The organism is Micromonospora sp. NPDC001898 (genome assembly GCF_042891255.1).
In the GTDB taxonomy this organism is placed as follows: Bacteria; Actinomycetota; Actinomycetes; order Mycobacteriales; family Micromonosporaceae; genus Micromonospora.
The window spans coordinates 918,004-941,719 of the sequence record NZ_JBIATC010000001.1 but is presented as its reverse complement, the minus strand read 5'-3'; the positions used below and the strand labels follow the sequence as shown (position 1 = coordinate 941,719).

Here is a 23,716-nt window from a genome sequence, read left to right as displayed (position 1 = left end):
GGCAGGGCCCCACCCCACGCCGGTCGGCGGCCGACGTCCCGCCGTTCCGACGGCCCGGCCTACCGGGCCGGGGACAGCCGGCACCCCCGGCCGGGGTGGCGCGAACGGTCGAGGCCTCGGCCCGGCGCGGGCGTTCCGGCCTACGGGCGGCCCTGAGCCGCCAGCCGCTGGCCCGCGCCCCGGTCTGCCGCATCGGCCCGACCCGGGCCGGACGGTGCCGGCTCCCCGACCGGCGCGGATTGCCCGACCGGCACGGATTGCCCGACCGGCGCGGGTTGCCCGACCGGCACGGGCTCCCCGGCCGGCGCGGGCCACTCGGTCGGCAGCCAGGCGGCCAGGTGGGCCCGGATCTGCCGGGAGACCTCCTCCGGCGGGCGACCGGCATCGACCACCACGAAGGTGGGGAACTCGGGCAGCGTCCGGTAGGCGGTGTCGGCGGCGGTCAGCCAGCCGATGGTCTCGTGGTCGGTGCCGCGCTGCTCGATCCGCCGGTACGCCTCGGCCGGCTCGACGGTGAGCAGGAAGGTGACCTGCGGCGGCGGGAACATCCGGTATCCGGCGCGGGCCAGCCGCTCCCAGCGCTGCCCGCCATGCGCCCGGATGCTGGCGTACTGGCAGGCGGAGTAGCGGTCCATCACGGCCGTCCGGCCGGTGACCAGGCAGCTCAGCAGCGCCGCCGCGATGGCGAGCCAGCGCAGCAGGGACTCGAGGGCGAGCAGGCCGCGCCGGCCGACCAGCCGCTCGGCGTCCGGACGGCCGAGCCGTTGGGCGAGGCGCCCAAGCCAGCGGCGCCCGCCGGCGTTGCGGTGGTATGTCGCCGGACGCCCGGCGGCGGTGAGCGCCTCGGCGAGGTGGTGGGCCTGAGTGGTCTTGCCCGAGCCGTCAATGCCGATCAGGGCTACGGCGCGCAGTCGGGCCTTGCCGCGCCGCTCCCGCAGTGATCTGGCCACTCTCCCCAGCCTATCGGACCCGCGCCCACCACGGCGATTTGTCCGTCCGCACCCCATTGCCGCCCCGTCGGGCGAGGCTCAGGTGTGGGCGACCTCTGTGCCGGGTACGCAATTCGAATCCGCCTGTCCACCTCACGACCGACGGGAGAGCCAGATGGCCGAGCGCGGGGACGAGACCCTGGTGCACACGCTGAAGAAGGTCGCCGCCGTGCTCAAACAGTCCGAGATCCCGTTCGCCCTCGGCGGCAGCTTCGCGGTGTACGCCCACGGCGGGCACTCCAGCGACCACGACGTCGACTTCCTGATCCGGGGGCAGGACGTCGACCGGGCGATGGAGGCCCTGGTCGAGGCGGGCTTCACCGCCGAGCGCCCGCCCGAGGACTGGCTGGTGAAGGTCTACGACGATGGCCGGATGGTGGACCTGATCCACCGGCCGATCGAGACCCCGGTGACCGAGGAGACCTTCGCCGACACGATCGTCCGGCCGGTGGACGCGATCCACATGCCGGTGCTCTCGGCGAGCCAGCTCATGGTGCACAAGCTGCTCAGCTTCTCCCAGCACTACTGCGACTTCGCCCGGGCGCTGCCGCTGGCCCGGTCGCTGCGGGAGCAGATCGACTGGGAACGGGTACGGAAGGAGACGCAGCACTCGCCGTACGCCGAGGCGTTCCTGGTGCTGATCGACCGGCTGGACGTGGTGCCGCACTCCGGCGCCACCGAGGAGAAGGAGATCGTGTGAGCGCGTACCGCGACCATGCCGCCGGGACGCCCGCCGTCGCCGCCGGGGCGCCCGACGAGTACGTGGAGGCCGAGATCCAGCGGCTGCTCGCCGAGGACCCGGCCGTCGCCGAGCAGGGAATCACCGTGGTCCGCCGGGAGCGGGGCCTGGTGCTCTACGGCGAGGTGGAGAGTCCGCACCGGCGGGAGGAGATCCTGCGCCGGGTGGCCGAGCGTTTCCCCGACGTGCCGGTCACCAGCGACATCGGGGTGATCCGCGCGCAGGCGCCCACGGAAGTCGAGCAGTTGCCGTGAGGGAGGTCGAAAGGTGATCCGGATCGCCGCCGTGGGCGATGTGCACGTGGACCAGGACGTGGTGGGCCGGTTCCGGCCCGCCCTCAACGAGTTGGCCGACTGCGCCGACGTGCTGCTGCTCGCCGGCGACCTGACCCGGCACGGCACCGAGGCCGAGGCGCGCTGCGTGGCCGAGGAGTTCGGCGGGCTGGGGGTGCCGGTGGTGACGGTGCTCGGCAACCACGACCACCAGTGTGACCAGGTGCCACAGGTGGTCAAGGTGCTTGAGGACGCGGGCATCCGGGTGCTGGAGGGCGAGGGGATCGTGCTGGAGTTCGCCGGCGGGCGACTCGGCGTGGCCGGGGTGAAGGGCTTCGGCGGTGGCTTCGCCGGCCGGTGCGCCAGCGACTTCGGCGAGCCGGAGATGAAGTCGTTCGTCCGGACCACGAACGAGAGCGCGGAGGCGCTGGGCACGGCGCTGCGGGGGCTGGACTGCGACCTGCTGGTCGCGCTCACCCACTACTCCCCCGTGCCGGACACCCTGGCGGGCGAACCGCTGGAGATCTACCCGTTCCTCGGCTCGTACCAGCTCGGGCAGGCCATCGACTCGGCGCCGACCGCGCTGGCCCTGCACGGGCACGCGCACGCCGGCAGCGAGCGGGGCACCACCCCGGGCGGGGTCCGGGTCCGCAACGTCGCCCACCCGGTGATCAAGCAGGCGTACAGCATCTTCCACCTGGGAGATCATCTGGACGCCGGCGAGGTTTCCCGGATCGGTCACTCGGGTATTCAGCAGCCATGGAGCTGATTCTCTGGATTCTCGCAGTCATTCTCGTGGTCGCCGGCATCCTGGCGCTGTTCCGCCGGCAGATCCTGTGGGGCGTCGTCCTCATCGTGGTCGGGCTGTTGGTCGGCCCGGGTGGTGTCAGCATCTTCAGTTGACGCCTGATCTCGTAACCACCACCGACCCGCCGGGGTCGTCGTGACCGGAGCTCCGTCCTCCCAGACAGGAGCAACGGTCAGGACGGCCCCGGCGTCCTGCCGTCCGTAGGCCGGGTGGGCGCGGGCGGAGTTTTGGTGCCCGGATCGCCGGGCACCTCTTCGGCATGACAGTTTCGGACAGCGCCCGGCGGTCGACCGGGGCGCGGAAGTGGTGGGCGCTGCTCGGCTTCGGCGCGGCGGTGACGGTGGCCGCCGCCATAGGCGGGCTCGGCGTGCGGGGCACCTCCGAGGAGTACGCGAGCCTGAACCAGCCGGACTGGGCACCCCCGTCCTGGCTGTTCGGCCCGGTCTGGACCCTCCTGTACGCGCTGATCGCCATCGCGGGGTGGCTGGTCTGGCGACGGGCCGGCTTCGGCCCGGCGCTGTGGGCCTGGACCGCCCAACTCGTGCTGAACGCGATCTGGACCCCGCTGTTCTTTGGCGCCGGCCGGTACGGCCTCGCCTTCGCCGAGATCGTGCTGATGTGGCTGGCCATCGGGGTGACCGTGGCGCTCTTCGCGAGGCTCTCCCGCCCGGCAGCGACGCTGCTGCTGCCGTACTGGGCCTGGGTCACCTTCGCCGCCGCCCTGAACTGGTCCGTCTGGCAGCTGAACTGAGAGCAGGGCCCCTGTCGACGCGAGGCGTCGACAGGGGGAACCCCTATCGCGCCTCGGCAGCGCGGGACGTTGGGGATGTCGCCGTTGACTGCTCTCAGCGTGTCTGAACTATCCCCCCGGAAGGCCCTCGAACGGCCCTTCGGACGCCTCCCGGGCGGCCACGACCCCTATCCGTGGGAGCGTGCCCACTAGGGGTGAGCGGGTTTCGGGATTGTTACTCGTCCGTGTCCGGCTGGGGCTGGACTCGCTCCAATGCAAGCGCTTGCATGTGGTGACGCCCATCGGACCGGCGCTGCGTCGAGCACGACCGCGCCGGCAAGGAAGGAGAACGGCATGGCGGTATCTGCCAGACCACGCCAGGCTCTCGCGGTCGCTGGCGCACTGGGGCTGGCGCTCAGCGTCACTGCCTGCGGCACCGGCGACGACAAGAAGAGCGAGAACGCGGGCTCCGCGGAGTGCGCGGCATATGAGAAGTACAAGGATCACGACGGCAAGAAGGTCACGATCTACTCGTCGATCCGGGACATCGAGGCCGACCGCCTCGACCAGTCCTGGAAGCAGTTCGAGGACTGCACCGGCATCGAGATCGACCACGAGGGCAGCGGCGAGTTCGAGGCCCAGCTCGGTATCCGGGTCGACGGCGGCAACGCGCCCGACCTGGCCTTCATCCCGCAGCCCGGCCTGATCAAGCGGTTCGTCGACTCCGGCAAGCTCAAGCCGGCCGGCGCCGACACCAAGGCGATGGCCGAGCAGAACTACTCGGCCGACTGGCTGAAGTACAGCACCGTGAAAAGCCAGTTCTACGGCGCTCCGCTCGGCTCGAACGTCAAGTCCTTCGTGTGGTACTCGCCGAAGACGTTCAAGGAGAAGGGCTGGACCGTCCCCACCACGTGGGACGAGCTGACGGCCCTCAGCGACAAGATCGCGACGAGCGGCACCAAGCCGTGGTGCGCCGGCATCGAGTCCGGTGACGCCACCGGCTGGCCGGCCACCGACTGGATCGAAGACATGATGCTGCGGACGCAGACCCCCGAGGTCTACGACCAGTGGACCACCCACGGCATCCCGTTCAACGACCCGAAGGTCGCCGAGGCCCTCGACAAGGCCGGCACCATCCTCAAGAACGAGAAGTACGTCAACGGCGGCTTCGGCGGCGTGAAGAGCATCGCCACCACCTCCTTCCAGGAGGCGGGCACGCCGATCACCGCCGGCAAGTGCGCCCTGCACCGGCAGGCGTCCTTCTACGCCAACCAGTGGCCGAAGGGCACCAAGGTGGCCGAGGACGGCGACGTCTTCGCGTTCTACTTCCCGGCGATCGACCCCGCCAAGGGCAAGCCGGTCCTCGGTGGCGGCGAGTTCGTCGCGGCCTTCGCCGACCGTCCCGAGGTCCAGGCGGTGCAGACCTACCTGGCCTCCGGCGAGTACGCCAACAGCCGCGCCAAGATCGGTGACTGGGTGTCGGCGAACAACAAGCTCGACCTGGCCAACGTGCCGAACCCGGTCGACAAGCTCTCCGTCCAGATCCTCCAGGACCAGAAGACCGTGTTCCGCTTCGACGGCTCGGACCTGATGCCGGCCGCCGTCGGCGCCGGGACCTTCTGGAAGGGCATGGTCGACTGGATCAACGGCAAGGACACTGCCACGGTGCTCAAGGGCATCGAAAGCAGCTGGCCGAAGTGATCCCGGCGGTGGGCCGGCCCGTTGAAGAGGGCCGGCCCACCGGCCGCGTCGAAACCCCGAAGGAGGGTTGATGGAGTTCGACTTCGCCGAAGAGCAGCCGAAGCTCCTCATGCTGATGTACGGGCTGATCGCGTTCGTCGCGGTCGTCGGGAGCCTGCTGCTGCTCCTCGACGCCGTGCCGTCCTGGTTCGCCCGACGCCGTGAGGCGCAGCTGGTCGCCGCCTCGGCGAGCGGGGCCCCGCTGCCCCGGCGCCCGAAGCAGCGCGAGGGCATGTTCGCGTTCTTCTTCCTGCTGCCCGCGGTGCTGCTGCTCCTCATCGGCCTGGTCGTCCCGGCCATCCGCACCACGCTGCTCTCCTTCATGGACGGCAGCAGCGACAACTGGGTCGGTCTGCGTAACTACACCTGGATGTTCTCCGAGGACTCGATCGTCCGGGTGCTGATCAACACGCTCGTCTGGGTGCTGCTGGTGCCGCTGGTGGCCACCGCGTTCGGGCTGCTCTACGCCGTCATGGTGGACAAGGCCCGGTTCGAGTCGGTGGCCAAGTCACTGATCTTCATGCCGATGGCCATCTCGTTCGTCGGCGCCGCGATCATCTGGAAGTTCGTCTACGCCTTCCGCGGCGACGGGCAGGAGCAGATCGGTCTGCTCAACCAGATCGTGGTGAGCCTCGGCGGCGAGCCGAAGCAGTGGCTGCTGGACTCTCCGCTGAACACCCTGCTGCTGATCGTGATCATGGTCTGGATCCAGGCCGGCTTCGCCATGGTGGTGCTCTCCGCCGCGATCAAGGCCATCCCGGGCGACATCGTCGAGGCCGCCCGGCTGGACGGGGTCAGCCCGTGGCAGATGTTCTGGCAGATCACCATGCCGAGCATCCGGCCGGCGCTGATCGTCGTGGTGGTGACGCTGTCGATCGCCACGCTCAAGGTCTTCGACATCGTCCGGACCGCGACCAACGGCAACTACGACACCAGCGTCATCGCGAACGAGATGTACAACCAGGCGTTCCGGTACGGCCAGAACGGGCAGGGCTCGGCGCTGGCGGTGTTCCTCTTCGTCCTGGTGATCCCGCTCGTGATCTACCAGATCCGCAACCTGCGTCAACAGCGGGAGGGCTGAGATGACCACCACGACGCCCACGCTCCCCGCCGGCGCCCAGGCCACCGGGAAGACCGCCACGACCGCCGGCCGGGTGCGCAAGCGGCTGAACAGCCGCACCGCGACCCTGGTCTCGATCGTCATCGCGTTGCTCTGGACGATCCCGACCTTCGGCCTGCTCGTCTCCTCCGTCCGGCCCGAGGACCAGATCAAGTCCAACGGCTGGTGGACGTTCTTCACCGACCCGCAGTTCACCCTGGAGAACTACCAGGACGTGCTGTTCGGCAGCTCGTCCTCGTCGGGGCAGCTCGCCAGCTACTTCATCAACTCGCTGGCGATCACCATCCCGTCGGTGTTGTTCCCGCTCGCGTTCGCGTCCCTGGCCGCGTACGCGCTGGCGTGGATCAACTTCAAGGGCCGGGACTGGATGTACATCGCGATCTTCGCGTTGCAGATCGTCCCGCTGCAGATGGCCCTCGTGCCGCTGCTGAAGTTCTTCTCCACCGGTGTCAGCCTGGGCGGGGTCACCATCATGCCCGCCTGGGACCTGGTCGACGAGCAGAAGTTCGCACAGGTGTGGTTCGCGCACACCTGCTTCGCGCTTCCGTTCGCCGTCTTCCTGCTGCACAACTTCATCTCGCAGCTGCCCAAGGACCTGATGGAGGCGGCCCGGGTCGACGGGGCCACCCACCCGAAGATCTTCCGCACCATCGTCCTGCCGCTGATCACCCCGGCCATCGCGGCCTTCGGGATCTTCCAGTTCCTCTGGGTCTGGAACGACCTGCTGGTCGCGCTGATCTTCGCCGGAGGCGGCAACGAGACCGCGCCGCTCACCGTCCGGCTGGCCGAGATGGCCGGCACCCGGGGCAACGAGTGGCAACGGCTGACCGCCGGCGCGTTCGTCTCGATGGTCGTACCGCTGGTCGTGTTCCTGTCGCTCCAGCGGTACTTCGTGCGCGGCCTGCTCGCCGGCAGCGTCAAGGGCTGAACCGGACGACCGCCGCCGCCCGGTTCCGGGCGGCGGCGGTCGGGTCACCGGGGCGGGATAACCATGACGAAGATCGATGATGTCGCCCGCCTGGCCGGGGTCTCCACAGCCACCGTCTCCCGCGCGCTGCGCGGCCTCCCGACCGTCTCCGCGGCCACCCGTCGCCGGGTGCTCGCCGCCGCCGAGCAACTTCAGTACGCGGTATCGCCGAGCGCGTCGCGGCTGGCCAGCGGCCGGACCGCCACCGTGGCGGTGGTGGTCCCCCGGATCACCCGCTGGTTCTTCGGCACCGTGGTCGAGGCGGTCGAGGAGACCCTGAACGAGTCCGGCTACGACCTCCTGCTCTACAACCTCGGCGGCCGGGAACGCACCCGGCAGCGGGTGCTGCGCGCCGCGAACCTGAACAAGCGGGTGGACGCGGTCATGCTGGTCGCCACCCCGCTGCGCCCGGCCGAACTGGCCGAGCTGACCACGTTGGACCTGCCCGGGGTGACCATCAGCTCCGGCAGCGGGGTGCCCGGCTGGCCCTGCGTACGCATAGACGACGTGGCGGCGGCGCGGACCGCCACCCGCCACCTGCTCGACCTGGGTCACCGCCGGATCGCCCACATTTCCGGCGACCCCGACGACGAGCTGGCCTTCACCGCCCACCTGGACCGCCGCCGGGGCTACCAGGACGCGCTGCGCGCCGCCGGCGTGCCCCTGGACCCGAGCCTCGACATCGAGTCGAAGTTGACCGTCGACGGCGGCAACCTGGCCGCCACCGAGCTGCTCGCCCGGGGCGAACCACCGACGGCGATCTTCGCCGCCTGCGACGAGATGGCGATGGGCGCGATCCGCGCGCTGCGCGACGCGGGCCTACGGGTGCCGCAGGACGTCAGCGTCATCGGCATCGACGACCACGAGCTGTCCGGGGTGCTCGGGCTGAGCACGATCGCCCAGCCGGCGGCGGAGCAGGGCCGGCTCGCGGCGCGCATCCTGCTCGACCCGCTCGGCGGCCGGGCCCTCTCCGAGCCGGTACGGCGGATCGTCCCCGCCCCGGGCGACACCGGACCGGCGGGCCCGGCGTCCGGACCGGTGATCCTGCCCACTCGGCTCGTCGTGCGGGACTCGACCGCGCCGCCCCGGCCAGACTGAACGGATTCGCCCACCCGCCGAGCGGGAACATGACGGGCGGGAACATGACCGGCGACGGCGTCGACACACGGGAGAAGGCCCTGAACACCAACGCGACCCAGCAGGAACCATCCGCCGTCCCGGCCACCGGTTGGTGGACCGAGGCCGTCATCTACCAGATCTACCCGCGCTCGTTCGCCGACTCCGACGGCGACGGGATCGGCGACCTGCCGGGCATCACCGCCCGCCTCGACCACCTGGTCGAGCTGGGGGCGGACGCGATCTGGCTCTCGCCGTTCTATCCCTCGCCACAGGCGGACGCCGGCTACGACGTGGCCAACTACCGGGACGTGGACCCGCTGTTCGGCCGGCTCGCCGACGCCGACCGGCTGATCGCCGAGGCCCACGCCCGCAGCCTGCGGGTGATCGTGGACCTGGTGCCCAACCACACCTCGTCGGCACACCGTTGGTTCTCCGCGGCCCTCCCCGCCGCGCCCGGCAGCCCGGAGCGTGCCCGGTACGTCTTCCGCGACGGCCTCGGCCCCGACGGCGACCGCCCGCCGAACGACTGGCGCAGCGTGTTCGGCGGTCCGGCGTGGACCCGGGTCACCGAGCCGGACGGCCGCCCCGGCCAGTGGTACCTGCACCTGTTCGACCGCGGCCAGCCCGACCTCGACTGGGACAACCCGGAGGTCCGCGCCGAGTTCCTGGACGTGCTGCGGTTCTGGCTGGACCGCGGGGTCGACGGCTTCCGCGTCGACGTGGCGCACGGGCTGGTCAAGCAGGCCGACCTGGCGGACTGGCAGGAGCCCCAGGCGATCCTCTCCGGCAACGAGGTCGACAAGCCGCGCCCGCCCATGTGGGACCAGGACGGCGTGCACGAGATCTACCGGGACTGGCGACGCCTGCTCGACGAGTACCCCGGGGAGCGGATCCTGGTCGCCGAGGCGTGGGTGGAGCCGGCCGAGCGGCTGGCCCGGTACGTCCGGCCCGACGAGATGCACCAGGCGTTCAACTTCGAGTACCTGCTCGCCGCCTGGACCGCCCCCGCCCAGTACGCCGTGGTCACCCGCTCGCTGGAGGCCACCGACAAGGTGGGCGCTCCCACCACCTGGGTGCTGTCCAACCATGACGTCGTCCGGCACGCCTCCCGGCTCGGCCTGCCCGTCGGCACCCCCAAGCCGAACGGCATCGGCATCGGCGACCCGCAGCCGGACGCCGCGCTCGGCCTGCGCCGGGCCCGGGCGGCCAGCCTGCTGATGCTGGCCCTGCCCGGCTCCGCGTACCTGTTCCAGGGCGAGGAGTTGGGTCTGCCGGAGCACATGACGCTGCCCGACGAGGCCCGGCAGGACCCGACCTGGGAGCGCAGCGGGCACACCGAGCGGGGCCGGGACGGCTGTCGGGTGCCGATCCCGTGGGAGGCCGACGCCCCGTCGTACGGCTTCGGGCCGACCGATGCGAGCTGGCTGCCGCAGCCGCCGGTGTGGGCCGAGTACGCCCTGGACCGGCAGCGCGGGGTGCCCGGCTCGACGTACGAGCTGTACCGGACCGCGCTGCGGCTGCGCCGCGAGCACGGGCTGGGCCGGGGCACCCTGTTCTGGCTCTCCTCCGGCGACGAGGTGCTGGCCTTCCGCAACGGCGAGGTGGCCGTGCTGACCAACTTCGGCGACGCGGCGACGCCGCTGCCGGCCGGGGCCGAGGTGCTGCACGCCAGCGCCCCGCTGACCGCCGACGGCGCGGTCCCGACCGACGTGACGGTCTGGTTCCGGGCCGCCTGACAGGCGCGGGCAGGGCCCCTTCCCGGGGGGCCCTGCCTCACAGGCGGTCGGCGCGGGCGTGCAGCAGGTCGTGCACGGCGTCGATGTCCCGGGGCGAGGTGCGGGAGGCGAGCCAGTACATGACCCCGGTGGGGATGAAGAAGAGCTGGAACGCCGCCAGCCCGACGGCGTAGTTCAGCGGCGGCGGGAAGGCCGCCCGCAGGGCGTGGAAGGCCACCCCGACCAGGCCGTTGCCGGCCGCCCGGCCGACCCCGTTGACCAGGTTGCCGAGGCTGTAGACGGTGCCCCGGTGCTCCGGCGGGTTGACGTCGGCGATCAGGGCGAACCAGTTGGGCGAGTTCGCCGAGGTGAGCGCCAGCGCCAGCACGGCGGTGAGCAGGCTCAGCCCGACCGTCGGCTCGGTGACGACGCTGGCCAGCACCGCGCCGACGATCGCGCCGGTGCCGCCGCCGTCGGGCACGTCGATGCGGATCGGCACGAAGAACAGGACCAGGTAGAACGGCAGGGCCGCGAGGATGCCCACCGCCGCGACCAGCGCCCTGCCCCGGGGGGTACGCCGCTGGAGCGCGTCGCCCACCAGGCCACCGACGATGGAGAACACCCCGCCGAGCTGGAACAGGGTGGCGAAGACGCTGCCCACCACGACGGCCGTGACCGCCGAGTAGCCCTGGTCCTCGGCCCGCTCGGCGAAGAGCACCGGCAGCCAGACCAGCGAGCCGAAGGCGGCCTGGGCGGTCAGGCCCTGGAGCACCAGCCACCGGTTGGTCCGGCGGTCCAGGATCCGGGGCAGGTCGGCCCGGGTGATCCGGTAGTCGTACTCGGCGCCGGTGGCGAGCGCCTCGGCCAGCTCCGGCTCGCTCTGCCCGCGCCGGATGCCGTACGTGAACAGGTACGCGAAGGTCGCGGCCAGCCCGACGACGGTGAGCAGCCAGAACGGCCGCCGCCAATCGGTGGCGCCGAGCAGCCCGCCGGCGAGCGTCCCGGCCAGGGTGCCGACGCCCTGGGACAGCCCCCAGAAGCTCATCACCAGCCCGCGTCGGCGCGGCGAGATCAGGTCGGTGACCACCGAGAAGCCGACCGAGCCGACCGCGCCGAGGCCCACCGCCGCGACGAGCTGGGCGGCCAGGAACGTCGGGTAGTTCTGGGCCAGGGCGCTGCCGCCGGTGCCGGCCGCCCAGACCAGGGTGCCGATCATCAGCAGCGGCTTGCGGTCGGTCCGGTCGCCGACGTACGCCCAGCCGACCGCAGCGACGGCGCTGACCAGGAAACTGACCGCGGTGACCAGGCCGAGCAGCCGCTGCGGCACGCCGAGCGCCCCGGAGATCGGCCCGTACAGCGGCGGGACGAGGCCGATCGCCACGTTGTCCAGCGAGGCGAGCAGCACGAAGACCACGACGCTGTAGAGCCGGTGCACCGGGCCGCCGCCCCGGGCCGCCCGGGGCCCGCTCCTCGTCGAGCTCATGTCGGGCAGCCAACCAGGCGCCGACGACGGCCCGGTGAGCGCCCCCCACCGGCGGCCCGGCGGATAGCCCGTTCCCCTCGGGGGCGACCCCGTCCGGTCAGAGGTAGCCGCCGATCTCGGCGTGGACGGAGGGGGTGGTGGGGACGCCGGCGCGCAGCGCGTACAGCTCGGCCAGCGTCGCCCCGACGGTCGGCACCCCGGCGGCGGTGCCGAGCCAGTCGGTGGCCTCCCGGTACGACAGCGGGCCCACCTCGATCCGGGCCAGGCAGCGGCCGGGGCGGACCACCGCCGGGTGCAGCCGGGACAGGTCCTCGTTCGTGGTGATCGCGACGAGCACGTCCCGCCCCTGCCCGAGCAGCCCGTCGGTGAGGTTGAGCAGCCGGGACAGCGCCTGCCCGGTGGCCTGCTTCGCCTCGCTGCGGATCAGCTCGTCGCAGTCCTCCAGGATGAGCAGCCGCCACCGCCGGCCGGCGCGGCCCTCCCCGTCCTCCTCCTCGCCGACGGCGACCTCCGACAGGTACGACGTGTCGGAGAAGAGCACTTCGGGGTCGAGCACGCTGTCGATCTGGCACCACTGCCGCCACCGCCGGCTCAGCGCCCGTAGGGCGGTGGTCTTCCCGGTTCCGGGCGCGCCGTGCAGCAGCACCAGCCGGCCGGTGATGGTCTCCGGGGTGACCGCCATCAGCGCGTCCAGGTCGGCCCGCGCGGTCGCCGTGTAGTTGCCGCGGATCAGCGGCCATTCGGGGGCGGCGATGGACCGCAGGTCCCGCTGGGCGCCCCGGCGCGGGTTCTGGTGCCAGAAGCCGATCCGTCCGGTGTCCAGGTCCTCCGGCTCGGCCGCCCCTTCCACGATCCGGTCGAGGGCCGCCCGGCCGACCTCGTCGCTGACGGCGGTGACGGTCACCTCGGCGCCCCGTCCCTTCCAGATCACCACCCGGGCGGTCCAGCCGTCGCCGGCCAGCAGCCGGGACCGCTGCCGGTTCTCGATGGCGGTGCGCAGCAGCCGCCCGTCGGGCGGGGTGAGGGTCGCCTCGGGACGGATCCGGGACAGCCGCACGGTTTGCGACCAGGGGTGTCGGCCGGTGACGAAGTCCGCCAGCGCCAGCGCGTCGATCACGTCGCACGGGGTGTCCGCGTCGTCGTACTGGAGGACCGAGGGCAGGTGATGCGGGCCGTCACCGGCGGGGATGGTCAGCATCAGTCGATGATCCCCAGCCGGGACGGCCCGCGTACAGCCCATTACGCCGGATCGACGCGGTCGAGCACCCGGTCGCGGGCAGCGGCGTAGCGCTCACGGACGGCGGGGACGGCGTCGGCGGAGTGCTCCTCGGTGCCGGCCGGCGACCAGTCGGGCGGGGCCTCGCCGCCGAGGGCGAGCCAGGCGGCCTGGCGGGCCGCTCCGTCGGCGACGTACTCCCCGGGCGGCGGGACGACGACCGGGCGGCCGAAGACCTGCGGCGCGATGCGGCGCACCGCCGCCGACCGGGCGCCGCCGCCGACCAGGATCACCCGCTCGACCCGGGCCCCCTGGGCCACCAGCGCGTCGAGACCGTCGGCGAGCGCGCAGAGCATCCCCTCGACGGCCGCCCGGGCCAGGTGGGCGGGGGTCGAGGTGGTCAGGGTCAGCCCGTGCACCGCGCCGGTGGCGGACGGCCGGTCCGGGGTCCGCTCGCCCTCCAGGTAGGGGACCACGACCAGCCCGTCCGCGCCGGGCGGCGCGGACAGCGCCAGGTCGGACAGCTCGTCCAGGCCCACCCGGAGCAGGCCGGCGGTGGCGTCGAGCACCCGGGCCGCGTTGAGCGTGCAGACCAGCGGCAGGTACCGGCCGGTGGCGTCGGCGAACCCGGCCACCGCACCGCTCGGGTCGGTCGCCGGGGCGTCGGCGACGCTGAACACCGTGCCGGAGGTGCCGATGGAGACGACCACGTCCCCGGGCCGGGCACCGACGCCGAGCGCCGCGGCGGCGTTGTCCCCGGCCCCCGGTCCGATCGGCACCCCGCCGGTCGCCGGGCCGGCCCCGGACGGCGGGCCGACCAGGGCGGTCGGGTCCAGAGCGCCGGCGGCCTCGGCCGGGCCGAGCACGACGGGGACCGCCGGCCGGCGGCCGAAGGCGCGCTCCAGCAGGTCTAGGCGGTACTCCCCGGTGGCCGGGGACCAGTAGCCGGTGCCGCTGGCGTCGCTGCGGTCGGTGCGCAGGGCGGCCAGGCCGGGCGCGCCGGCCAGCCGCCAGGTCAGCCAGTCGTGCGGCAGGCAGACGGCGGCCACCCGGGCGGCGGCGGCCGGCTCGTGCCGGGCCAGCCAGCGCAGCTTGGTGGCGGTGAAGCTGGCCACCGGCACCGAGCCCACCGCGTCGGCCCAGAACCGCCGGCCGACCGCGCCGCCGCCAGCCTCCTCGATCAGCTCGGCGGCGGCCCCGGCCGACCGGGTGTCGTTCCACAGCAGCGCCGGCCGGACGACCCGGCCCGCCTCGTCGAGGCACACCATGCCGTGCTGCTGCCCGGCGACGGAGACAGCGGCGACGTCGCCCAGCCCGCCGGCCGTCTCGACCGCCGCCTCCAGGGCATCCCACCAGGCCTGCGGGTCGACCTCGGTGCCGTCGGGGTGCCGGGCGCGGCCGGAGCGGACCGGCGCGCCGGTCTCCGCGTCGCGGATCACCAGCTTGCAGGACTGGGTGGACGAGTCGAACCCGGCGACCAGGGGCATGGCGGCTACCTCAGCGGGCGCCGAGCAGGTGCTCGACGGCGAGCTGGTTGAGCCGGACGAAGCCGAAGCCCCGCGCGGCGGCGGCGGCGTCGACGTCGTACTCCTCGAAGGCGGAGCGGTCGGCGAGCAGGTCGGCGTAGCCCTCGCCGGGGGCGAGGGTCGGGGTGGCCAGGTCGGCGACCCGGCTGGCGGCCAGCGCCTCGGCCACCTCCGGGTCGGCCCGGAACGCCGCGGCCCGCTCCTTGAGCAGCAGGTAGGTGCGCATGTTCGCCGCCGCCGAGGCCCACACCCCGGTCATGTCCTCGGTGCGCGACGGCTTGTAGTCGAAGTGCCGGGGGCCGTCGTAGGCCGGGCCGCCGTCGGGGCCGCCGTGCTCGAGCAGGTCCACCAGGGCGAACGCGTTGAGCAGGTCGCCGTGGCCGAAGACCAGGTCCTGGTCGTACTTGATGCCGCGCTGGCCGTTGAGGTCGATGTGGAACAGCTTGCCCTGCCACAGCGCCTGGGCGATGCCGTGGGCGAAGTTGAGCCCGGCCATCTGCTCGTGGCCCACCTCGGGGTTGAGTCCGACCAGATCCGGGCGGGCCAGGGTGGAGATGAACGCCAGCGCGTGCCCGATGGTCGGCAGCAGGATGTCGCCGCGCGGCTCGTTCGGCTTCGGCTCGATGGCGAAGCGCAGGTCGTATCCCTGGTCGACGACGTACTGGCAGAGCAGCTCGACGGCCTCGCGGTAGCGGTCCAGCGCGGAACGGACGTCCTTGGCCAGGTCGTACTCGGCGCCCTCCCGACCGCCCCACATGACGAAGGTGCGCGCGCCGAGCTCGGCGGCGAGGTCGACGTTGCGCAGCACCTTGCGCAGCGCGTACCGCCGCACGTCGCGGTCGTTGCTGGTGAATCCGCCGTCCTTGAACACCGGATGGGTGAAGAGGTTGGTGGTGACCATCGGGACGACCAGCCCGGTCGCGTCGAGCGCCTTGCGGAACCGGGTGATGCGTCCGTCGCGGGTGGCCGGGTCCGCGCCGAAGGGGATCAGGTCGTCGTCGTGGAAGGTGATCCCGTACGCGCCCAGCTCGGCGAGCTTGTCTACGGCCTCGACGGCGTCCAGCTCCGGGCGGGTGGCGTCGCCGAACGGGTCGCGGGCCTGCCAGCCGACCGTCCAGAGGCCGAAGGAGAACTTGTCGGCGGGGGTGGGACGGGACGCCATGGCGGACCTCCGGCAGCTATTAGTTCAGTGGTTGAATTATTTGACGGGCGTGTGGCAGTGTCAAGGGGTGACCCGCCCCGCCGCTCCGGCCGTGGCGGTCCGCCAGCGCAGCCTGCGCGAGCTGAACCTCGCCGTGGTGCTCGGCCGGATCGCCGCCGCGCCCCGCCCACCGTCGCGGGCCGCGGTGGCCGCCGCGACGGGCCTGACCCGGGCCACCGTCTCCGCCGTTGTCGACGACCTGGTCGCCGGCCGGCTGGTGGGCGAGTCGGAGCCGGCCCCCCGCACCGGCGCCGGACGCCCGGCCCGGGGCCTGGTGCTGGCCGGCGACGGCCCGGCCGGGCTGGGCCTGGAGGTCAACGTCGACTACCTGGCCGCCTGTGTGGTCGACCTGGCCGGCGAGATCCGGCACCACACCGTGCGCCGGGCCGACCTGCGCCCGGTCTCCCCCGCCGACACGCTGGCCCGGCTCGTCGGGCTGGCCGCCGCCGCCCGGGTCGACGCCGAACGGCAGGGGCTCACCCTGGCCGGGGCCGCCCTCGCGGTGCCCGGGCTGGTCGACGCGGCCGGGCTGGTCCGGCTCGCCCCGAACCTAGGCTGGCGGGACGTGCCCGTCCCCGAACTGCTCGCCGCCCATCCGCCGCTGGTCGAGCCGGTCCCCGGCATCCCGGCGCTGGTGGTGGAGAACGAGGCCAACCTGGCCGCGCTGGGCGAGCTGCACGCCGACCCGGACGGGCCGGTCAGCTTCCTGCACGTCTCCGGCGAGGTCGGCATCGGCGCCGGGATCGTCCTCGACGGCGCCCTCTTCCGGGGCGTACGCGGCTGGAGCGGCGAAATCGGTCACATCCCCGTCCAGCCGGAGGGCCGGCCCTGCCGGTGCGGCGGCCGGGGCTGCCTCGAACGGTATGCCGGCCAGGAGGCCATCCTCGCCGCCGCCGGGCTGGACCGGGCGGACCTCCCGGCCGACACCGCCGCGACCCGGCTGGCCGACCTCGCGGCCGCCGACCACCCCGCGACCCGGGCGGCCCTGGCCGAGGCCGGGCAGGCGCTCGGGGTCGCGGTGGCCGGCGTGGTGAACCTGCTGGACCTCGACACCGTGGTGCTCGGCGGCGGATACGCCCTGCTCACGCCCTGGCTGCGGCCACCGGTGCTGGCCGAGGTGTCCCGGCGGGTGCTCACCGCCGGCTGGTCGCCGGTGACTGTGCGCTCCTCGGCGCTCGGCCCGGAGGCCGCCGTGGTCGGCGCGGCCGGCTCCGTCGTCCGGCGGATCGTCGCCGACCCGGTCGGATGGCTGAACCGCACCGGCTGACCTGCTCTTCGTCGATGCACGGCGGACACCCTCGCCGTGGGTGGTCCGGGTCGCCGACCCGCGACTGCTGCCGACCGGGGATGCGGACCAGGGTCAGGCCGTACGCGACCAGCCGCCCGCGGCGGCCTCGCCGGACCACCCGCTCGGTGCGTCGCCGGTCGACCGGCCGTGCGGTATCCCGCCGGGCCGGTTCCCGCTCGACCAGCCGGCCTGCGGCTCCCCCGAGGACCAGTCACCCGGCCCGGTCGCCGTCGCCCGCTCCCCCGACCGGGTCTCGGCGGACGGCTCCGCGACCGGCGGCTCCGGCGGGTGCCGGTGCCGGGCCACCTCGTCGAACTCCTGGAGGCCGGCGAGCAGCGCCCGACGCCCCTCGGGGGTCATCCCGGCCAGGATCACGGCAAGCCGCTGCCGGCGGTCGGCCCGCAACTCGGCGAGGAGCCATTCGGCCTCCGCGGTGAGGTGCAGGGAGATCTCCCGGCGGTCGGACCGGCCGGGCTCGCGCTCCAGCATGCCCGCGGCCACCAGCCGGTCGCAGAGCCTGCTGGCCGAGGAGAGCAGCATGTCGAGCAGCGTCGCCAACCGACGCAGGTTGATCCCGTCGTGCTGCTCGACCACCATCACCGCGCGCAGTTGCGCCCCCGAGAGCCGGCTGGTGGTCCGCTCGCGCGCCGCCTCGAAGACCGTGAGCAGGGTGCCGGCGGCCGCATCGAGGGCGGCGGCCATACTCGCTTCTGGTCCGCGTGGACCGTGTTCTTCGGACATGGTGGGCACGAGACTACCCGGCGTCCCTGGTCGCCGGCCCTCCGAAACAGAGGAGCGACGATGATCGGTGCGGAAGACCGGGCCCGCCGGACGCTGACCGAGGCGCCGGCCGACCTGCTGGTCGACCGAATCGCCACGGACCTCGAACGGTCGTACGGGATCACGGACGTCGAACTGCTCCAGGTCGACTACCGACTCGCGGCGCTGCTTCCGCTCACGGAAGGTGAGCCGGTGACCGGGCCGGGACATCCGGCCTGGCGGTGCTTCGACCACCAGGAGCCGATCCTGGCCGACCGGACCGGCTACTTCCCGGTGAGCATGCGGGGGGAACGGCGCGGGGTGCTGCGGGTCACCCCGCTCCCCGAGGACCGGGCCGCCCGAGACGAGCTGCTCGGAATCGCCACCGCCCTCGGCCACGAACTGATGGCGGTGAACGAAGGCACCGACGTGTACCGGGCCGCCCGCCGCAGCCGCCGGCTCACCCTGGCCGCCGAGATGCAGTGGGAGTTGCTGCCCGGCCGGAGCCGGATCCGCCCCTCGTTCAGCCTGGCCGGACAGCTCGAACCGGCGTACGCGGTGCGCGGCGACAGCTTCGACTGGTCCGACGACGGGCACCGGCTGTGGCTGTCGACGATCAACGGGATGGGTGAGGGGGTCACCGCGTCCGTGCTGACCGCGCTGGCCACCCACGCCCTGCGCAACGCCCGACGGGGCGGGCTCTGCCTGGCCGACCAGGCGGCGCTGGCCGACCAGGCGGTGTACGCCCTGCACCGGGGCGAGCAGCACGTCTCGGCGTTGCTGCTGGAGCTGGACCTCGCCGGCGGGACGATGACGGTGGTCGACGCCGGCTCACCCCGACTGGTGCTGCTGCGCGACGGCGACGTGGTCGAGCAGCCCCTGGAGGCGCAGTTCCCGCTGGGCATGTTCGACGGGACCGACTACCGGGAGCAGCAGTTCACGCTGCGCCGCGGGGACCGGCTCTTCGTCCTCAGCGACGGCGTCATCGAGGCGACCGGCCAGGATGCCCGGTACGGCGGGACGGCGCTGGACCGGTTCCTGCGCCGGACCGGCCCGATGGAGCCGCTGGAGGCGGTCCGGTCGCTGCTCGGCGACCTGCGGGCGTTCGTCGCCGGCGACCTCGTCGACGACGCGGTGGTGGTCTGCCTGGACTGGACCGGCCCCCAGCCGTGACCGGGGCTGGCCCAGCCGTGACCGGGCCCATCAGCCGGGGCGGGATCGCTGCCGGCGTCGCCCCGCCGCCGGGTGGTCAATAGGCGCCCCGGCTGCGCATCACCGCGCCGAAGGTCTTCCACATGATGGTCAGGTCGGCGGCCAGCGACCAGTTCTCCACGTAGTAGAGGTCGAGCCGGATGCCGTCCTCCCAGCTCAGGTCGGACCGGCCGCTGACCTGCCAGAGGCCGGTCATGCCGGGCTTGACCAGCAACCGCCGGGCCACGTCGCCGTCGTAGCGGGCCACCTCGGAGGGCAGCGGTGGGCGCGGGCCGACCAGGCTCATGTGGCCGAGCAGCACGTTCGCCAACTGGGGCAGCTCGTCCAGCGACCACTTGCGCAGCACCCGGCCGACCCGGGTCACCCGGGGGTCGTCGCGCATCTTGAACATCAGGCCGTCGGTCTCGTTGCGGGCGGCCAGCTCGGCGAGCAGGGCGTCGGCGTTGATCACCATGGTGCGGAACTTGAACACCCCGAACTCCCGACCGCCCTGGCCGACCCGGGTCTGCCGGAACAGCACCGGCCCCCGGCTGTCGAGCTTGACGGCCAGCGCGATCACCGCCACCAGCGGCAGGAGCAGCGCCAGCGCCACGGTGGCGGCGGACCTGTCGACGAAGCCCTTAACCAGCTTGCGGGCCCCCCGGAACTCGGGGGCCTCCACGTGGATGAGGGGGAGGCCGGCGACCGGCCGGGTGTGGATGCGGGGACCGGCCACGTCGGTCAGCGCGGGCGCGACGACCAGGTCCACCCCGGTCCCCTCCAGCTGCCAGCCGAGCCGCCGCAGGCGGGTCGCGGTCAGCTCACCGGAGGCGGTGACCGCCACGGTGTCGGCGCCGATCGCGGTGGCCGCCTGCGGGATGCCCCGGAACGAGCCGACTACCGGAACGTCGCCGAGCCGCTGCGGCACCGGTGCCAGCAGCGCGTCCGGGATGCAGGCACCGACCACCTGGTAGCCGGCGTACGGCTCCCGGCGCAGCTGGTGCACCAGCTCCAGCACGTGCGCGGTGTCGCCGACCACCAGCACCTTGCGCGACCAGCCCCGGCCCTGGGACCGGGCCCGGTGCAGCCGCTTGCGGGCGGCGAACCGCGCCGCCTCCAGGCCCAGCATGCCCACCGCGAACGAGATCGCCAGGAAGCCCCGGGACACGCCGACGTCGGCGATGTAGCCGGCGATCGCGGTGCCCCCGGCGAGCCGCAGGCTGGCCGTGCTCACCCGGCGGTACTCGTCGGCGCCGTAGCCCAGCACCCGGTCGTCGTAGCAGCGCAGCACCTTGAGCGAGACCAGCCAGGTGAACACGAGCGCGGGCGCGACCACGACGTACGGGATCTTCGAGCCCACCGGCTCCTCGTCGCCGAATCGGGTGACGTAGCCGACCAGCACGGCGACGGCCAGCACGGCGGTGTCCAGCACCACCAGCATGCGGACGTACGCCCGCTCGTCGACGCGGGCCACCGGCCCGGCCCGGTGGTCACCAGGACGCGACGGCGTCCTGGTGGGGGTCAAAAGCGTCGTCGAGGTCACCGGCCCTCCCCACTTCTGCTGAGGCCGACCCCGGTCGACTGTCGATCCTCTTCATGGGACCAGCGACGCCGGAGCACCCCGACATCTTGCCTTAGAACCATGGCCACCGATCGCCTCGGACGTATTGCCGTCATTTGCTTCGAAAGAGCTTTCACGTGAGGACTCTCCGTCGCAACGGGTCCACCAGCACGACGGTCCAATCTGCACTGATTGGTTACTCAGCGTGGGGCGTTCGGGCGGAGCGCGATCGCCTTCAGGAAGATGTCACCGATCCTGGTCGGATCCTCGGTGACGAAGTTCCCCCCACCGGTGACCTTGGTGATCGACTCCAGCTCGGCCTTGCTGACGTCGGCGCCGATGCCGATGATGACGACCTGGACCGGCCGCTCGGGGTCGGCGATCCGCTTCAGCTCGGAGAGCAGCTTCTGCTGGGAAATGCCGTCGTCGTCCTCGTTCTTGCCGTCGGTGAACAACACCACCGAGTTGACCCGGCCCGGTTCCCAGTCGTTCTGGACCTCCTGGTACGCGGCCAGCAGCGTGTCGTACAGGCCGGTGTCGCCGTTCGAGGGCCGGATCGTGGCCAGCCCCTGCTCCAGCCGGGCGCGGTTGCCCGACAGCGGGTTGATCGGCACCAGCTCGCGGTAGTCCCGGGCGCCCGACAGCTTCGTGGAGAAGGTCCACAGCCCGATCGACCAGGAGTCGTCGAACAGGCGCAGGCCCCGGCTGGCCGCCGCCACCGTGACCTGCTCCCGGGTGGCGTTGTCGGCGCTCGGCACCGGCTGCTTCATCGAACCGGAGACGTCGATCACGCACAGCATCCGGCCGGACTGGGTGGCGATCGACCAACTGGAGACGACGCGCTCCATCGCCGCCGGGTCCAGGCCGCCGGCACCGTTGCCGGCCGGAGCGGGCGTGACGCCCGCGCCGCCGCCCGGACTCGGCGCGCCCCGCAGCGCCTTGAAGCCCTCGCCCCAGGTGCCGTCCGGCGCGCGCAGCGACCGCCCGGCCAGCCGGTCACGGAAGCCGGGCGTGGTGAGCGCCCCGAACAGGACCCGGGCCGCGGACTGCTTCGCCGGCTCGACACCGGGCAGCACCGCGTACGGGTAGTCCAGCGGCACCGGCGACGGTTCGAGGTAGAGCGCCGCCAGCGGGACCGGCGGCTTCCCCTCGTTGTACGCCATCACGGCCTCCTCCGACAGCGTTGCGGCACCGAGGCCGCCAGCGATCGCTGTCGGGTCGGACGAACGCGGGAACCGGGCGAGCAGGTCCTCGCGCAACGCGGACCGGCCGGTGGCCAGCGCCCGCAGCGTGCCGGTGGTCGCCTCCTGCGCGTCGCCGCCGGAGGCGCTGGCCGTCGCGGCCAGCGACAGCAGCCCGGACAGGCCGGCCGCGTCCCGGGTCGGTTCCACGATCCCGGTCCGCAGCGGCTTGCTGCTGCTCACCTGCCGCAGCAGGTCGGACCAGGTCAGCTTCTTCTCCGGCCAGCCGAGCCGGGAGGAGGCCACCGGCTCGGGCACCGCCACCACGACGGGGCTGCGGGCGATGGACCCGCCGTTGCTCGGGGCGAACGCGGTGGCCCCGGCGTTCTTCAGCCGCAACAGCCAGGTCGAGGAGTCCGGCACCCACACGTCCGGGGTGACCGCGGTGCCGCTGACCTGACCCACACCGGGAAGCTGCACGCCGTGCTTGCTGGCCACGGCCGCGGCGACGTCCACGGAGTCGACGGCCGAGACGTCGACCGCGATGCAGGTGCCACCGACCGCCGCGCCGTCGGCCACCCACCCGGCGGCCTCGGCCCGCACTGCGGGCGCGAGCTCGGGGGAAGCCGCGACGGTGAGCTGGACCTGCCCCGAGCACGCCGGCTGCACCAGTTGGCGGTACCCGAACCAGGAGCCCGCGACGACGACGACCAGCGCGGTCGCCGAGGCGACGGCACCTGCTCCGCGGAGACTTGAACGCATGCGATGGCGGCCTGGCACGGTGACCATCTTGCGTAACCGCTACCGGCGCTGCCACGGCCGTTCGGACGAAAGTTACCCAGCAGAAACAGTTCCCGACCATGTCGTTACCCTGAGTCGCCGGCTTGCTTCCTTTTGTCGCCGGAACGCCACTGAGCAGGGACGCAGCGTGATGCCGGTCGCCGCCCGGTCAGGGCAGGACGCAGGTCGGGCTGGGCACCGGGACGGGCTCGCCGACCGGCGTCGGCACCCCCGTCGCCGGGTCCACCCGGAACACCCGGATCATGTCGGCGCGCTCGTCGGCGACGTAGAGGTGCCCGCCGGCCAGCGCGAGGTGCCGGGGCCACTCCCCGCCGGTCTCCACCTCGGCGACCAGCTCGGGCAGCTCCCCCGCCAGCGCGAAGACCGACACCGTGCCGACGCCCCGGTTGCCGACGTAGAGGAAGCGGCCATCCGCGCCGACCGTGATCTCGGAGGGCTGGACGTGGCCGGCGCGGGTGCTGGCGTCCACCCAGCCGCGCTGGTGCAGCGCCCCGTCGGGGGTCAGCTCGTACGCGGTCACCGTGCCGTCCAGCTCCCCCGCCAGCCAGCAGCGCCGGCCGTCCGGGTGCCGGGCCAGGTGCCGGGGGCCCGTGCCGGCGGCCATGTGCACCCGGGGGCCCCGGGGCACCAACCGGCCGGAGGCGGCGTCGAGGTCGTACCGGTAGACGGAGTCGGTGCCGAGGTCGACGGCGAGCAGCGGCCCGGAGTCCGGTGCGGGGGACACCATGTGGCAGTGCGCCTTCTCCTGGCGCTGCGGGTCCGGCCCGTGCCCGGAGTGCACCACCAGGTCGCTGCGCTCGCCCGGAACGCCCTGCGGGTCGAGTGGGAGGACGGCGACGCTGCCGCCGCCGTAGTTGGCCACGACCAGGTGCCCGCCGTCCGGGGTGACCGCCAGGTGACAGGGATCCGCGCCGCCGGTGCCCCGCACACCCAGCGGGGTCAGGTCGCCGTCCGGGCCGGTGCGGAACGCGCTGACCTCCCCCTCGGCCAGCTCGTTCACGGCGTAGAGCACCGGCAGGACGGGATGCCGGACGAGAAAGGACGGCGACGGGGTGACCGCGACGGTGCCGAGCGGGGTAAGCGCCCCGGTCCCCGGGTCCCGCCGGGCGGCGACGATCCCGTCGCCCCTGCCACCGCTGGCCGCCGTGTAACCACCGAGGTGGACGATCGTCTGCTGCCCGGTCACCCGATCCGCCTTCCGCCGCTGTCCGTATCGATCCCACAGAGCTTTCCCCGCCACCCACCGCCTCAGCCCCGATTCCCGCGAATCGACAGAATCGCCGTCCCGCCGGGAGCCGCCGCGAGCCGGG

21 protein-coding genes are annotated in these 23,716 nt (G+C 73.2%); 12 read left to right on the top strand and 9 right to left on the bottom strand.

What is annotated here, in order from left to right; genetic code table 11:
* Positions 1-140 precede the first annotated feature (140 nt).
* Entirely contained in the window at positions 141-950 is an 810-nt protein-coding gene (locus ACFYZF_RS04460; protein ID WP_387015898.1) for a dTMP kinase, read from the bottom strand.
* Between ACFYZF_RS04460 and ACFYZF_RS04455 the strand changes: the two genes are divergently transcribed.
* The 10 genes from ACFYZF_RS04455 (at position 886) to ACFYZF_RS04410 (ending at position 10,220) form a co-directional block, all read left to right on the top strand.
* A complete protein-coding gene (locus ACFYZF_RS04455; protein WP_387015896.1) occupies positions 886-1,689 on the top strand; it encodes a nucleotidyltransferase family protein in 804 nt (267 codons plus the stop codon). The two genes, ACFYZF_RS04460 and ACFYZF_RS04455, sit on opposite strands and share 65 nt — an antisense overlap.
* The gene (locus ACFYZF_RS04450; RefSeq protein ID WP_387015893.1) at positions 1,686-1,982 is read left to right on the top strand and encodes a hypothetical protein; all 297 of its coding nucleotides are present in this window, start codon (positions 1,686-1,688) and stop codon (positions 1,980-1,982) included. The genes ACFYZF_RS04455 and ACFYZF_RS04450 overlap by 4 nt, the downstream gene beginning before the upstream one ends.
* Before the next feature lie 13 nt (positions 1,983-1,995).
* On the top strand, positions 1,996-2,769 hold the full coding sequence (locus tag ACFYZF_RS04445; protein ID WP_387015890.1) for a metallophosphoesterase: 774 nt from the start codon (positions 1,996-1,998) through the stop codon (positions 2,767-2,769).
* Positions 2,760-2,903 carry a GPGG-motif small membrane protein gene (locus tag ACFYZF_RS04440; protein ID WP_350884567.1) on the top strand — a complete coding sequence of 48 codons (144 nt, stop codon included), beginning with the start codon at positions 2,760-2,762 and terminating at the stop codon, positions 2,901-2,903. Before ACFYZF_RS04445 ends, ACFYZF_RS04440 begins: the two co-directional genes overlap by 10 nt.
* A gap of 164 nt (positions 2,904-3,067) precedes the next feature.
* Positions 3,068-3,559: a TspO/MBR family protein gene (locus ACFYZF_RS04435; protein WP_387015887.1), complete on the top strand. Its 492-nt coding sequence runs from the start codon at positions 3,068-3,070 to the stop codon at positions 3,557-3,559.
* Between the two features lie 333 nt (positions 3,560-3,892).
* Positions 3,893-5,239 carry an ABC transporter substrate-binding protein gene (locus tag ACFYZF_RS04430; RefSeq protein WP_387015884.1) on the top strand — a complete coding sequence of 449 codons (1,347 nt, stop codon included), beginning with the start codon at positions 3,893-3,895 and terminating at the stop codon, positions 5,237-5,239.
* 70 nt (positions 5,240-5,309) lie between these two features.
* Entirely contained in the window at positions 5,310-6,359 is a 1,050-nt protein-coding gene (locus tag ACFYZF_RS04425) for a carbohydrate ABC transporter permease (RefSeq protein WP_387015882.1), read from the top strand.
* 1 nt (position 6,360) lies between these two features.
* Positions 6,361-7,326, top strand: a complete 966-nt coding sequence (locus ACFYZF_RS04420; RefSeq protein ID WP_387015879.1) for a carbohydrate ABC transporter permease — start codon at positions 6,361-6,363, stop codon at positions 7,324-7,326.
* Between the two features lie 63 nt (positions 7,327-7,389).
* Positions 7,390-8,463, top strand: a complete 1,074-nt coding sequence (locus tag ACFYZF_RS04415; protein ID WP_387015877.1) for a LacI family DNA-binding transcriptional regulator — start codon at positions 7,390-7,392, stop codon at positions 8,461-8,463.
* An 80-nt stretch (positions 8,464-8,543) separates the two neighbouring features.
* Entirely contained in the window at positions 8,544-10,220 is a 1,677-nt protein-coding gene (locus tag ACFYZF_RS04410) for an alpha-amylase family glycosyl hydrolase (RefSeq protein ID WP_387016071.1), read from the top strand.
* 37 nt (positions 10,221-10,257) lie between these two features.
* Here ACFYZF_RS04410 and ACFYZF_RS04405 read toward each other — a convergent pair whose 3' ends face one another.
* From ACFYZF_RS04405 to xylA, 4 genes are all read right to left on the bottom strand, one after another.
* The gene (locus ACFYZF_RS04405; protein WP_387015873.1) at positions 10,258-11,682 is read right to left on the bottom strand and encodes an MFS transporter; all 1,425 of its coding nucleotides are present in this window, start codon (positions 11,680-11,682) and stop codon (positions 10,258-10,260) included.
* Between the two features lie 97 nt (positions 11,683-11,779).
* On the bottom strand, positions 11,780-12,880 hold the full coding sequence (locus ACFYZF_RS04400) for a DUF5925 domain-containing protein (protein WP_387015871.1): 1,101 nt from the start codon (positions 12,878-12,880) through the stop codon (positions 11,780-11,782).
* Between the two features lie 41 nt (positions 12,881-12,921).
* Positions 12,922-14,385 carry a xylulokinase gene (xylB, locus tag ACFYZF_RS04395; RefSeq protein WP_387015869.1) on the bottom strand — a complete coding sequence of 488 codons (1,464 nt, stop codon included), beginning with the start codon at positions 14,383-14,385 and terminating at the stop codon, positions 12,922-12,924.
* Positions 14,386-14,395: 10 nt separating this feature from the next.
* Positions 14,396-15,586 (bottom strand): xylose isomerase, encoded by a 1,191-nt coding sequence (gene xylA, locus ACFYZF_RS04390; protein WP_387015865.1) that lies wholly within the window; start codon positions 15,584-15,586, stop codon positions 14,396-14,398.
* A 40-nt stretch (positions 15,587-15,626) separates the two neighbouring features.
* Here xylA and ACFYZF_RS04385 point away from each other — a divergent pair, with 40 nt between their 5' ends.
* Entirely contained in the window at positions 15,627-16,892 is a 1,266-nt protein-coding gene (locus tag ACFYZF_RS04385) for an ROK family protein (protein ID WP_387015863.1), read from the top strand.
* 93 nt (positions 16,893-16,985) lie between these two features.
* Here ACFYZF_RS04385 and ACFYZF_RS04380 read toward each other — a convergent pair whose 3' ends face one another.
* Complete coding sequence (locus ACFYZF_RS04380) at positions 16,986-17,615, bottom strand: MarR family winged helix-turn-helix transcriptional regulator (RefSeq protein ID WP_387015860.1); 630 nt, start codon at positions 17,613-17,615, stop codon at positions 16,986-16,988.
* 99 nt (positions 17,616-17,714) lie between these two features.
* On the opposite strand from ACFYZF_RS04380, the gene ACFYZF_RS04375 reads away from it, so the two are divergent.
* Positions 17,715-18,845 (top strand): PP2C family protein-serine/threonine phosphatase, encoded by a 1,131-nt coding sequence (locus tag ACFYZF_RS04375; RefSeq protein WP_387015857.1) that lies wholly within the window; start codon positions 17,715-17,717, stop codon positions 18,843-18,845.
* A 76-nt stretch (positions 18,846-18,921) separates the two neighbouring features.
* Here ACFYZF_RS04375 and ACFYZF_RS04370 read toward each other — a convergent pair whose 3' ends face one another.
* The 3 genes from ACFYZF_RS04370 to ACFYZF_RS04360 form a co-directional block, all read right to left on the bottom strand.
* On the bottom strand, positions 18,922-20,406 hold the full coding sequence (locus ACFYZF_RS04370; protein WP_387015855.1) for a sugar transferase: 1,485 nt from the start codon (positions 20,404-20,406) through the stop codon (positions 18,922-18,924).
* A gap of 218 nt (positions 20,407-20,624) precedes the next feature.
* Positions 20,625-22,367 carry a substrate-binding domain-containing protein gene (locus ACFYZF_RS04365; protein WP_387015853.1) on the bottom strand — a complete coding sequence of 581 codons (1,743 nt, stop codon included), beginning with the start codon at positions 22,365-22,367 and terminating at the stop codon, positions 20,625-20,627.
* 187 nt (positions 22,368-22,554) lie between these two features.
* Positions 22,555-23,592 (bottom strand): lactonase family protein, encoded by a 1,038-nt coding sequence (locus tag ACFYZF_RS04360; RefSeq protein WP_387015851.1) that lies wholly within the window; start codon positions 23,590-23,592, stop codon positions 22,555-22,557.
* Positions 23,593-23,716: the final 124 nt, after the last annotated feature.

Bases quoted from the DNA above. Each gene is read 5' to 3' on its own strand.
- ACFYZF_RS04380 (WP_387015860.1), bottom strand. From the start codon at position 17,615: ATGGCCGCCGCCCTCGATGCGGCCGCCGGCACCCTGCTCACGGTCTTC.
- ACFYZF_RS04365 (WP_387015853.1), bottom strand. From the start codon at position 22,367: ATGCGTTCAAGTCTCCGCGGAGCAGGTGCCGTCGCCTCGGCGACCGCG.
- xylA (WP_387015865.1), bottom strand. From the start codon at position 15,586: ATGGCGTCCCGTCCCACCCCCGCCGACAAGTTCTCCTTCGGCCTCTGG.
- ACFYZF_RS04405 (WP_387015873.1), bottom strand. From the start codon at position 11,682: ATGAGCTCGACGAGGAGCGGGCCCCGGGCGGCCCGGGGCGGCGGCCCG.
- ACFYZF_RS04430 (WP_387015884.1), top strand. From the start codon at position 3,893: ATGGCGGTATCTGCCAGACCACGCCAGGCTCTCGCGGTCGCTGGCGCA.
- ACFYZF_RS04425 (WP_387015882.1), top strand. From the start codon at position 5,310: ATGGAGTTCGACTTCGCCGAAGAGCAGCCGAAGCTCCTCATGCTGATG.
- ACFYZF_RS04435 (WP_387015887.1), top strand. From the start codon at position 3,068: ATGACAGTTTCGGACAGCGCCCGGCGGTCGACCGGGGCGCGGAAGTGG.
- ACFYZF_RS04400 (WP_387015871.1), bottom strand. From the start codon at position 12,880: ATGCTGACCATCCCCGCCGGTGACGGCCCGCATCACCTGCCCTCGGTC.
- xylB (WP_387015869.1), bottom strand. From the start codon at position 14,385: ATGCCCCTGGTCGCCGGGTTCGACTCGTCCACCCAGTCCTGCAAGCTG.
- ACFYZF_RS04415 (WP_387015877.1), top strand. From the start codon at position 7,390: ATGACGAAGATCGATGATGTCGCCCGCCTGGCCGGGGTCTCCACAGCC.
- ACFYZF_RS04375 (WP_387015857.1), top strand. From the start codon at position 17,715: ATGATCGGTGCGGAAGACCGGGCCCGCCGGACGCTGACCGAGGCGCCG.
- ACFYZF_RS04455 (WP_387015896.1), top strand. From the start codon at position 886: ATGCCGATCAGGGCTACGGCGCGCAGTCGGGCCTTGCCGCGCCGCTCC.
- ACFYZF_RS04420 (WP_387015879.1), top strand. From the start codon at position 6,361: ATGACCACCACGACGCCCACGCTCCCCGCCGGCGCCCAGGCCACCGGG.
- ACFYZF_RS04440 (WP_350884567.1), top strand. From the start codon at position 2,760: ATGGAGCTGATTCTCTGGATTCTCGCAGTCATTCTCGTGGTCGCCGGC.